Below are 10,313 nucleotides of genomic sequence, written 5' to 3'. Positions count from 1 at the left end.
AGCTCAGCCTATCGCCTCGCCGTCAGCGTCTCAGGTAGCTATGTAGCGCCATGGATCAGCCGTGGTTCTTGTCGAAAACCGCCGGCCCCATCGCCGCAATCTGGCCCTCGATCAACGCATCGAAGGGTTTGAGTAACAGCTCGAAAGAAGTGGGCGCCTCCAACACCTGCAACGCCTGCACAATCGCCTCCACCGTCGACAAGGCACCGGGGCCCGGCGCCTTGCGCAGCCGGTAGCGCGAGACGGCGCCCGCGGCCAGCGTCACCCTGGGCAGCGCCGCCAGCAGCGGGTTGAGGTGCAACAGCTTGCGCGCCTTGCGCCAGGTGCCGTCGGGGACCACCAGCAACAACGGCTCGTCGCTCGGCCCATAAGCCTGCAGCGGCTGGGCATCGTCTGCCGGAAACAACAGGCGCGCCTGATAGCCGGGCGGGTTCAGCAAGCTCGGCAGATCGTCGAATACCTCGCCCACCACCAACTGCGCATTGTTCAAGCCCAACGCCGCCAACCGCGCGGTATTGAGCGCATGGTTGACCTCGCTCGGGTGCTGCAGCAGCAACACGCGGGTGCGACTGTCGAGGCTGGGGATCAGCGCGCACAGGCAATGGGTGGCGGGCCGCAGGCAACGGGAACACTGGGGTCTGGACATGGTTTTTCAGGCCTGGTTGAGCTGGGTTTTGAGCAAGTCGCGAAACGTCTGGATCAGCGGCTCGCGGCTACGGCCACGGCGCATGATCATCGAGAACGGCGCCTGGTAGCCGAAGGTCGCCGGCAGCAGCACGCGCAGGTCGCCCTTGTCGGCCCAGGCCTGGGCGTAGTGTTCGGGCAGGTAGCCGATGTAGGCGCCGGACAGCACCAGGATCAGTTGCGCCTCCATACTTTCCACGGTGGCGGCGCTGTGCTTGAAGCCGTGGCGCGCCAGTTCCGCCTGGCTCCAGTAGCCGCGCCCGACCATGCGCTGCTGGGTGATCACCTGTTCGGGGATGCGCCGCTCATTGAACAGCGGGTGCCGGGTGCTGCAATACAACCAGTGTTGTTCACGGTACAGCGGCATGTAGATCAGCCCGCTCATGCGGTTGGAGAACGCGCCGATGGCCAGGTCCAGGCGGTTGTCCTGCACGCCCAGTTGCAGTTCGTAAGGGCTCAGCACCGACAAATGCAGGTGCACCGCCGGGTGTTCCAGGCTGTAGGCGCCGATCACCTCGGCGAACGGCAGGGCCTTGTCGCTGACGGTGGAGTCGAGCACGCCGAGCTTGAGCGTGCCGCGCAGCTCGCCTTTGAGCGCGGCGGCGTATTGCTCGAAACCTTCCAGTTCGCCCAGTAGCCGCAGGGTCTCCTGATGGAACAACTCGCCCTTGCTGGTCAGGCTGAACCCGCCCCGGCCACGGTGGCACAGCACCAGGCCCAACGCCGATTCGAGCTGGCTCATATAGGTGCTGATCGCCGAGGTCGACAGGTTGAGCTCGTGCTGCGCATTGGCGAACCCCTGGTGGCGCACGACGCTGACGAAGATGCGCAGGAGTTTCAGGTCAGGCAAGGCGTTGGCCATGGTCGGCTCCGGGGAGGTGATCGCAGTAGTCTACCTGCCGGCATTAGTTTAGAAAAATCTGAACTAAGTATTTGCCTCTGCCGATTCTTCCCACCCCGGGCTTTTCGCAGAATCGGCCGCTAATAAACACAACACGATGAGGCAATCCCGTGGACAAGATTTTCCACCAACCACTGGGCGGCAACGAAATGCCGCGCTTCGCCGGCATCGCCACCATGATGCGTCTTCCCCATTTGCAATCGGCCAAGGGCCTGGATGCGGCCTTTATCGGCGTGCCGCTGGACATCGGCACCTCGCTGCGCGCCGGCACCCGCTTCGGCCCCCGGGAAATCCGCGCCGAATCGGTGATGATCCGCCCGTACAACATGGCCACCGGTGCCGCGCCGTTCGATTCGCTGTCGGTGGCCGATATCGGCGACGTGGCGATCAACACCTTCAACCTGCTCGACGCCGTGCGGATCATTGAAGAAGCCTACGACGAGATCCTCGAACACAACGTCATCCCCATGACCCTGGGCGGCGACCACACCATCACCCTGCCGATCCTGCGGGCGATCCACAAAAAGCACGGCAAGGTCGGGCTGGTCCACATCGATGCCCATGCCGACGTCAACGACCACATGTTCGGCGAGAAGATCGCCCACGGCACCACCTTCCGCCGCGCAGTGGAAGAAGGCCTGCTCGATTGCGACCGCGTGGTACAGATCGGCCTGCGCGCCCAGGGCTACACCGCCGAAGACTTCAACTGGAGCCGCAAGCAAGGCTTTCGCGTGGTGCAGGCCGAAGAATGCTGGCACCACTCCCTCGCGCCGTTGATGGCCGAAGTGCGCGAAAAAGTCGGTGGCGGCCCGGTGTACCTGAGCTTTGACATCGACGGCATCGACCCGGCCTGGGCGCCCGGCACCGGCACCCCGGAAATCGGCGGGCTGACCACTATCCAGGCGATCGAAATCATCCGTGGCTGCCAGGGCCTCGACCTGATTGGTTGCGATCTGGTAGAAGTTTCGCCGCCTTACGACACCACCGGCAACACCTCGTTGCTGGGCGCCAACCTGCTGTACGAAATGCTCTGCGTACTGCCCGGCGTGGCGCACCGCTGATGAGCACCCATGAGGTGTTGAAAGCGGCGGCCGACCTAGTGTCGGCCTTCGCACGCAACGACCGCGAGGCTTACTTCGGCGCATTCAGCGCCGATGCCAGCTTCGTGTTCTACACCCTGCCCCAGCCGCTGCTCAGTCGCGATGCCTACCAGGCATTGTGGGACAGCTGGCGTCGGGACGAGGGGTTCGAGGTGCTGTCCTGCGTCTCGAGCAACGCCGTTGTCAGCCTGCAGGGTGATGTGGCGATTTTTATGCATGACGTGGCCACCGAGCTGCGCATGAACGGGGAGCAATTCAATAGCCAGGAACGCGAGACCATTGTCTTCAGACGGCAAGGGTTGGACGTACAACAAAAACAAGGCCTGTGGCTGGCCTGTCACGAACATTTGTCCGCTATGCCGGAAGGGCTGCCGCCCCCTTAGCCAATGTGATCGGAGCTGATCATGAATAATAAAAACAACGAAAACAGTATTCGCAAGATAGAAACCAACGGGGTCGAACAGATCCCGGACCATGAACGTACCGCCGGGCCCAAGGACCTGTTTCGCCTGATCTTCGGCGGTGCCAATACCTTTGCCACAGCGGTGCTGGGTGCCTTTCCGGTGCTGTTCGGCCTGTCGTTCCAGGCCGGTGTCTGGGCGATTGTGCTGGGCGTGCTGGTGGGTGCGCTGATCCTGGCGCCCATGGGCCTGTTCGGGCCGATCAATGGCACCAACAATGCTGTGTCGTCCGGGGCGCACTTCGGTGTCCACGGGCGGATCGTCGGCTCGTTTCTGTCATTGCTGACGGCGATTGCCTTCTTCTCACTGTCGGTGTGGAGTTCGGGCGATGCGCTGGTCGGCGGTGCGAAGCGGCTGATCGGCCTGCCGGAAACCGACCTGACCCTGGGCCTGGCCTACGGCGTGTTTGCCATCCTGGTGCTGACGGTCTGTATCTACGGCTTTCGCTTCATGCTGTGGGTCAACCGCATCGCGGTGTGGGCGGCGAGCCTGCTGTTTCTGCTGGGGATCTTCGCGTTCGCGCCGACCTTCGACAGCCACTTCGCCGGCAGCGTGGCCCTCGGCCAGAGCGGTTTCTGGGCCGCGTTTATCGGTGCGGCGCTGGTGGCCATGAGCAACCCGATCTCCTTCGGCGCGTTCCTCGGTGACTGGTCGCGCTACATCCCGCGTGAAACGCCGAAAATTCGCATCATGCTGGCGGTGGTCGCGGCACAGATCGCCACCTTGATCCCGTTCCTGTTCGGCTTGGCCACGGCGACCATCGTCGCGGTCAGGGCACCGGACTACATCGCGGCCAACAACTACGTCGGCGGTCTGCTGGCGGTGGCGCCGAGCTGGTTCTTCCTGCCGGTGTGCCTGATCGCGGTGATCGGCGGCATGTCCACCGGCACCACGTCGCTGTATGGCACGGGGTTGGACATGTCCAGCGTGTTCCCGCGCCTGCTGTCGCGGGTCAAGGCCACGCTGCTGATCGGGGTGATGTCTATCGCCTTCATCTTTATCGGACGTTTCGCCGCCAACCTGGTGCAGAGCGTGTCGACCTTCGCGGTGCTGATCATCACCTGCACCACCCCGTGGATGGTGATGATGATCATCGGTCTGATCGTGCGTCGCGGCTTCTACTGCCCGGACGACCTGCAAGTATTTACCCGCGGCGAACGCGGCGGGCGCTACTGGTTCAGCCACGGCTGGAACTGGCGCGGCCTGGGGGCCTGGATTCCGAGCGCGTTGGTGGGGCTGTGCTTCGTCAACCTGCCGGGGCAGTTTGTCGGGCCATTGGGCAACCTCGCCGAGGGCATCGATATCAGCCTGCCGGTGACATTGGGGCTGGCCTCGGTGGTGTACCTGAGCTTGCTGCGCCTGTTCCCGGAACCGGCTGCCGTGTACGGCCCTACCGATCCACGCAGCGAACGCACGGACGTGCACGCTGAACCGGCGCTGCAAAAAGCCGCCTGATTTCCATAAAAAAGATAATCGGAGACCCGCCGTCATGGCTTTGGATTTATTCGTCGTACTCATCTACGCCGCCGGCATGCTCGTGCTCGGCTATTACGGCATGCGCCGCGCCAAGACCCACGAAGACTACCTGGTCGCCGGGCGCAATCTCGGCCCGTCGCTGTACATGGGCACCATGGCCGCCACGGTATTGGGCGGCGCGTCCACCGTCGGCACCGTGCGCCTGGGGTATGTCCACGGCATCTCCGGCTTCTGGCTGTGCGCCGCGCTGGGCATGGGGATCATCGCGCTGAACCTGTTCCTGGCCAAGCCGTTGCTCAAGCTGAAAATCTTCACCGTCACCCAGGTCTTGGAAAAGCGCTACAACCCCATGGCCCGCCAGGCGAGCGCGGTGATCATGCTGGCCTACGCGCTGATGATCGGTGTGACCTCGATCCTGGCCATCGGCACCGTGCTGCAGGTGCTGTTCGGCCTGCCCTTCTGGATTTCGGTGCTGCTCGGCGGTGGCGTGGTGGTGATGTACTCGACCATCGGCGGCATGTGGTCGCTGACCTTGACCGACATCGTGCAGTTCGTGATCAAGACCGTCGGCCTGATGTTTATCCTGCTGCCGATCTGCCTGTACCGCGTCGGCGGCTGGGACGAACTGGTGGCCAAGCTGCCGGCGTCGAACTTCAGCTTCACCGCGATCGGCTGGGACACGATCATCACCTACTTCATGATCTACTTTTTCGGCATCCTGATCGGCCAGGACATCTGGCAACGGGTGTTCACCGCCCGTGACGAAAAGGTCGCCCAGTACGCAGGCACTTTCGCCGGTTTCTACTGCATTCTCTACGGCCTGGCCTGTGCGTTGATCGGCATGGCGGCCCATGTGCTGATTCCCGATCTGGATAACGTCAACAACGCGTTCGCCGCGATCGTCAAAGTGTCGCTGCCCGATGGCATTCGTGGGTTGGTGATTGCGGCGGCGTTGGCGGCGATGATGTCGACGGCCAGCGCCGGCTTGCTGGCGGCGTCCACCGTGTTGACCGAGGACCTGCTGCCACGTTTGCGCGGCGGCAAGCAGTCGAGCCTGAACATCAACCGCCTGTTCACCCTGCTGACCGGTATCGCGGTGCTGGGCATCGCGCTGGTGGTGAACGATGTGATCAGTGCCCTGACCCTGGCTTACAACCTGTTGGTGGGCGGCATGCTGATCCCGCTGATCGGGGCGATTTTCTGGAAGCGCGCGACGACTTCGGGGGCGATTACGTCCATGACCCTGGGCTTCGTGACGGCGTTGGTGTTCATGTTCAAGGACGGCTTGGACGCGAACACGCCGATCTACTACAGCCTGGCGGTGGCGTTGGTGAGTTTTGTCGGGGTGAGCCTGTTGTCGCGCCGACCTGAAACGGAACCGGCGCGAGCCGCCTGAACAAGCACGCGGGAAATCAGGTTTTCTTCAGCGGGTGCGACGTCGGATGTCGCACTCGTTTTTTTTTGCGTGGCGTACCAAGCATCGCGAGGACGGGTTTGCTTGCTCCCACACAAGCCCGTTCCTACACAGATTCTGCGGTGTTCCGACGACTGCGGTTCAACGCCGACGTGGACGACGCTGCTCATCATCCGTGCGAATGGGCACCGGCTGCAGCGGGGGCTCGATCAGGCCCAGCGCAACGCCAAGGTCGTGGAGCCAGGTTTGGATTTTCTCTTTCATGATTGCCCCCTTTGAGGGTAGTGCGGGTCGGCGGAAATTCTTTCGCCTCTTCCTACAAATAGTAGCCCTAACTCCTACACATTGCATGAACGAAACCACAACGAACTATTACCAAATTCATGCAAATACGACAGATCGGTCAGGCGATCGCCCGGCTATCTTGCAGGAACCCTGCCTGGCCTTCGCGCTGCAGTTCGATCCATGCGTTGAGATTAGCGCCGAGCATACCCTTTCGCCACATCAGCCAGGTGGTCGCAGTGGCAAAAGGCTCAGATAGGGGATGAACGGACACGCTGTCCTTGCCTGGCAGGCTGTCGAGCATGGATTCGGACATCAAGGCCACGCCGGAACCGGCGATCACGCAGGCGAGCATGCCTTGATAAGACTCGATCTCAATGGCACGGCCCATCGCCACGTGCTCGTGGGAAAACCACGTCTCCAAACGTCGGCGATAGGAACAACTGCGTCGGAAGGTGAACACTGCGCGGCCGGCAACATCCTGAGGGCCGAGTACTGGCGGGTGGTCGGCTTCGCAAATCAGCATCAGCTTTTCGTCGCACAAGGGCACACCGTCCAGGGACGCGATAGTCAGCGGGCCGTCGACCAGCGCCGCGTCGAGACGCCCGGTGATCAAGCCTTCGAGCAGCTCGCCGCTGGGCGCCGATTGCACCTGCAGATTCACCATCGGATACGCCTTGTGATAGCGCGCCAACAGTTTCGGTAAGTGAATCGCGGCGGTGCTGTACATGCTGCCCAGCACAAAGTCACCGGCCGGTTGCCCGCCTTGCACGGCACCGTGGGCTTCGTCGTGCAGCGCCAGCAGACGGGTGCTGTAGTCCAGCAACACTTTGCCCGCAGGGGAAAGCTGCAGGCGTTGACGTTCACGAACGAACAACTCGACGCCCAGTTGCTCCTCCATCTGCTTGAGCCGGGTCGACAGGTTCGATGGCACGCGGTGCAAGCGCTCGGCAGCGCGGGTGATGGAGCCCTCTTCCGCCACGGCCTGGAAAATGCGCAATTGACTGAACTCCATACCTTTCTCCAAAACTGAACAAGTTGCTCACTATTATTCATTTTTACAGAAAGTCAATCCGCCTTAGCCTGCATGTCATTCGCTTTCCCGCAGGAAACCTTGCACATGTCGCCGTTGACTCGCCTCCTCGCCAGCTTTATCGCCCTGATGATGGCCATGGGCATTGGCCGCTTCGCCCTCACCCCGCAAATGCCACATCTGCTCAGCGAGGGGCAGATTGATCTGACCGGTGCCGGGCTGATCGCCGCCGCCAACTACCTGGGCTACTTCGTCGGCGCGGTGGATTCGATTTTCGCGCGCAGCCATCACCCTGTACGCGGTCGCTTGTACGGCGGGTTGTGGTTGTGCGTGCTGCTGACCCTGGCGTCGTACTGGGCCCATGGGTTCTGGCCGCACCTGCTGTTGCGCTTCGGCACCGGCGTGGCCAGCGCCTGGGCGCTGGTGATGATCACCAGCCTCAGCCAACCGCTGGCGATTGCCGCCGGGCGGCCGCGCTTGGGCGCCCTGGTGTTTGCCGGGCCGGGCCTGGGGATTCTGTTGACCGGCCTGCTCGCGCTGGGTTCGAACCTGCTGGGACAAAGCTCCGCAACACTGTGGCTGGTCTACGGCGGGGTGGCGCTGCTGATGCTGCTGGCGATCCTGCCTTTCCTGCCTCAACCGAGCGTCACTGACACGCCCGTCAGCGACGCGAGCAGCAATGCGAGCATCGCGCACCTGGGTTGGGTTTATTTCCTCTACGGCCTCGGCTACATCATCCCGGCGACCTTTCTGTCCCAGATGGCCAGCGCGCAGTTCAAGGGCGCCTGGCAGGCAGACCTGTTCTGGCCATGCTTTGGCCTGGCGGCTGCGCTCGGGGTGGTCGTGGCGAGCCTGCGCCGCAAGGCCGCGAACACAACCCGCCGCTGGCTGATGACAACCTTATGGTTGCAAGCGGCGGGCGTATTTACCTGCTTGCTCGGCAACGGCTGGGGCCTGGCGCTGGGCGTATTGCTCTGCGGCGCACCGTTTCTGGCGTGTATGCAGTTGGTGATGGCACGCTTGCGCGAGGTGGCGCCCCACGGCTACCAGCGCAGCACTGGGGTGCTGACCGCGAGCTTTGCCATCGGACAACTGAGCGGCCCATTGCTCGCGTCGGTGAGCAGCCACCTGAGCGGCGGCCTGCAACCGGCGCTGGTGATCGCCGGTTGCGGGTTGTTATTGGCCGGCGCGCTGTTGCTGCGCCCGGCCGCGGCAGTCAGCCAGCCATCAGCGGCGTTGGCACGCGAGCCTGTTCGCGCCGAGCGAGCACCAGGAAAAACAGCCCACCCAGGAAGCAACCGGTGAACCAAGCGAAGTTGGCCATGCCCTGCAAGGCCGGGGTGAACGTGATCGCGACACCCACCAGCGTCGCCGGCAACAGAGCCTTGACCGCCGTCCAGTTCACGCCGCCGTCGAAGTAATAACGCCCGCTCGGGCTGTCATCGAACAGCGCATCCACGTCGATCTGCTGTTTTTTGATCAGGTAGAAATCCACCAGCAAAATCCCAAACAACGGCCCGATAAACGCGGCGAGGATGTCCAGGGTGTAGTGGATCATCAGCGGGTTGTTGAACAGGTTCCACGGGGTGATAAAGACTGAAGCCACCGCTGCAATCATGCCGCCGGCGCGCCAGCTGATTTTGCTCGGCGCAACGTTGGCGAAGTCGAACGCCGGGGACACGAAGTTGGCGACGATATTGATGCCGATCGTGGCCGTGACAAAAGCAAAGGCGCCCAGCAACACGGCCATGCTGTTGTCGATACGCGACACGGTGGCGATCGGGTCGTGGAGCATTTCACCGAATACCGGCAAGGTGCCCGAGACGATCACCACGGTCACCAGGGAGAACGCCAGGAAATTCACCGGCAGCCCCCAGAAATTACCGCGACGCACATCCTGCATGCTGCGACAGTAGCGGCTGAAATCGCCGAAGTTCAGCGTCGGCCCGGAAAAGTACGACACCACCAACGCCGTCGCCACAATCACCTGGCCAAAAGCCTGCCAGCCCGACAAGGACTTTTCCGCCAGGGTAAAGCTGATATTCGCCCAGCCCGCCTTCCACACGATCCAGCCGGCCAAGGCGAACATCACCGCATAGACCACCGGCCCGGCCCAGTCGATAAAGCGCCGGATAGACTCCATGCCCGCCCAGAATACGGCCGCCTGCACCACCCACAAGCTGAGGAAACCAAACCAGCCCAGGTAGGACAGGCCCGCGAAGTGCGGCTCTGCATACACGGCCATCTGTGGGAAAAAGCGCAGCACCACGATGATCAGCGCACTCGACGCCAGATACGTCTGAATCCCGTACCACGCCACCGCGATCAAGCCGCGTATCACCGCCGGAATATTCGCACCGAACACACCAAACGCCAGTCGGCAGATCACCGGGTACGGTACGGCCGCTTGCTGGCTCGGCCTGGCCACCAGGTTAGCGATCAATTGCACGATGCAAATGCCCGCGAGCAACGCAATCAGCACCTGCCAACTGGCCAGCCCGAGGGCGAACAGGCTGGCGGCGAAGACATAGCCGCCGACGCTGTGTACGTCGCTCATCCAGAAGGCAAAGATGTTGTACCAGGTCCACTTCTGCGGCAGTGGGCCCAGGTCCTGGTTGTACAGGCGCGGGCTGTAGCCTTTGGGCAATTGTTCGGTCATCGCTTGGCTCCTCGAAATACCCGCCTGCGCTGCCGTAACGGGATGCATACGGAAGGCGGCACGGTTTGTATACGAAAGAGTCAGCAGAATGCGTGCCAATGGCACACAATCCCCACTGGCCGGGGTACCAAAGGATGTATCGAGAGTTAGATCGGTGTATACCGCTCAGCAACGGTGCACGCCTTAATCCTGTACACAATCACTTGCACACCCGTTGTGCACACAGGTGCCTGACTGCGCACTAGGCGGCGCTGAGGAATGTGTTCAAGTTGCTCAGGTCATCTGCGCCGTAGGCCGACAGAA

10 protein-coding genes are annotated in these 10,313 nt (G+C 62.4%); 5 read left to right on the top strand and 5 right to left on the bottom strand.

The genetic code is table 11. The annotated features are described in order from the left end of the window. Positions 1-55 precede the first annotated feature (55 nt). Both TU80_RS03340 and TU80_RS03335 read right to left on the bottom strand, forming a co-directional pair. The gene (locus TU80_RS03340) at positions 56-646 is read right to left on the bottom strand and encodes a tRNA-uridine aminocarboxypropyltransferase (protein WP_057003844.1); all 591 of its coding nucleotides are present in this window, start codon (positions 644-646) and stop codon (positions 56-58) included. 6 nt (positions 647-652) lie between these two features. After that, entirely contained in the window at positions 653-1,546 is an 894-nt protein-coding gene (locus TU80_RS03335) for a LysR family transcriptional regulator (protein ID WP_017845303.1), read from the bottom strand. Positions 1,547-1,695: 149 nt separating this feature from the next. Here TU80_RS03335 and speB point away from each other — a divergent pair, with 149 nt between their 5' ends. Genes speB through TU80_RS03315 form a run of 4 tightly spaced genes read left to right on the top strand, consistent with a single transcriptional unit; the run spans position 1,696 to position 6,018 of the window. After that, positions 1,696-2,646: an agmatinase gene (gene speB, locus TU80_RS03330; RefSeq protein ID WP_017845302.1), complete on the top strand. Its 951-nt coding sequence runs from the start codon at positions 1,696-1,698 to the stop codon at positions 2,644-2,646. Then, positions 2,646-3,068, top strand: a complete 423-nt coding sequence (locus TU80_RS03325; protein WP_057003843.1) for a YybH family protein — start codon at positions 2,646-2,648, stop codon at positions 3,066-3,068. Before speB ends, TU80_RS03325 begins: the two co-directional genes overlap by 1 nt. Before the next feature lie 21 nt (positions 3,069-3,089). Next, positions 3,090-4,601, top strand: a complete 1,512-nt coding sequence (locus TU80_RS03320) for a purine-cytosine permease family protein (RefSeq protein WP_057003842.1) — start codon at positions 3,090-3,092, stop codon at positions 4,599-4,601. 34 nt (positions 4,602-4,635) lie between these two features. Continuing rightward, a complete protein-coding gene (locus tag TU80_RS03315; protein ID WP_017845299.1) occupies positions 4,636-6,018 on the top strand; it encodes a sodium:solute symporter family protein in 1,383 nt (460 codons plus the stop codon). 159 nt (positions 6,019-6,177) lie between these two features. On the opposite strand, the gene TU80_RS33665 is transcribed toward TU80_RS03315, so the two are convergent. Both TU80_RS33665 and ptrR read right to left on the bottom strand, forming a co-directional pair. Further along, the gene (locus tag TU80_RS33665) at positions 6,178-6,300 is read right to left on the bottom strand and encodes a PA1414 family protein (protein ID WP_017737772.1); all 123 of its coding nucleotides are present in this window, start codon (positions 6,298-6,300) and stop codon (positions 6,178-6,180) included. 139 nt (positions 6,301-6,439) lie between these two features. Further along, on the bottom strand, positions 6,440-7,333 hold the full coding sequence (gene ptrR / locus TU80_RS03310) for a putrescine utilization regulator PtrR (protein ID WP_046382475.1): 894 nt from the start codon (positions 7,331-7,333) through the stop codon (positions 6,440-6,442). A 105-nt stretch (positions 7,334-7,438) separates the two neighbouring features. Between ptrR and TU80_RS03305 the strand changes: the two genes are divergently transcribed. After that, positions 7,439-8,656, top strand: coding sequence for a YbfB/YjiJ family MFS transporter (locus tag TU80_RS03305; RefSeq protein WP_057003841.1), 1,218 nt, complete (start codon positions 7,439-7,441; stop codon positions 8,654-8,656). On the opposite strand, the gene TU80_RS03300 is transcribed toward TU80_RS03305, so the two are convergent. Continuing rightward, positions 8,568-10,010, bottom strand: coding sequence for an NCS1 family nucleobase:cation symporter-1 (locus tag TU80_RS03300; protein WP_017845296.1), 1,443 nt, complete (start codon positions 10,008-10,010; stop codon positions 8,568-8,570). The two genes, TU80_RS03305 and TU80_RS03300, sit on opposite strands and share 89 nt — an antisense overlap. Positions 10,011-10,313 lie beyond the last annotated feature (303 nt).

It is taken from the genome of Pseudomonas veronii, from assembly GCF_001439695.1.
Lineage (GTDB): Bacteria > Pseudomonadota > Gammaproteobacteria > Pseudomonadales > Pseudomonadaceae > Aquipseudomonas > Aquipseudomonas veronii.
Note: the sequence above shows the minus strand (reverse complement) of the source record. Positions and strands in the feature narration are given on the sequence as shown.

Excerpts from the sequence above, each read along its gene's own strand:
- TU80_RS03340 (WP_057003844.1), bottom strand. The coding sequence starts at position 646 with ATGTCCAGACCCCAGTGTTCCCGTTGCCTGCGGCCCGCCACCCATTGC.
- TU80_RS03335 (WP_017845303.1), bottom strand. The coding sequence starts at position 1,546 with ATGGCCAACGCCTTGCCTGACCTGAAACTCCTGCGCATCTTCGTCAGC.
- TU80_RS03325 (WP_057003843.1), top strand. The coding sequence starts at position 2,646 with ATGAGCACCCATGAGGTGTTGAAAGCGGCGGCCGACCTAGTGTCGGCC.
- TU80_RS03320 (WP_057003842.1), top strand. The coding sequence starts at position 3,090 with ATGAATAATAAAAACAACGAAAACAGTATTCGCAAGATAGAAACCAAC.
- TU80_RS03315 (WP_017845299.1), top strand. The coding sequence starts at position 4,636 with ATGGCTTTGGATTTATTCGTCGTACTCATCTACGCCGCCGGCATGCTC.
- TU80_RS33665 (WP_017737772.1), bottom strand. The coding sequence starts at position 6,300 with ATGAAAGAGAAAATCCAAACCTGGCTCCACGACCTTGGCGTTGCGCTG.
- ptrR (WP_046382475.1), bottom strand. The coding sequence starts at position 7,333 with ATGGAGTTCAGTCAATTGCGCATTTTCCAGGCCGTGGCGGAAGAGGGC.
- TU80_RS03305 (WP_057003841.1), top strand. The coding sequence starts at position 7,439 with ATGTCGCCGTTGACTCGCCTCCTCGCCAGCTTTATCGCCCTGATGATG.
- TU80_RS03300 (WP_017845296.1), bottom strand. The coding sequence starts at position 10,010 with ATGACCGAACAATTGCCCAAAGGCTACAGCCCGCGCCTGTACAACCAG.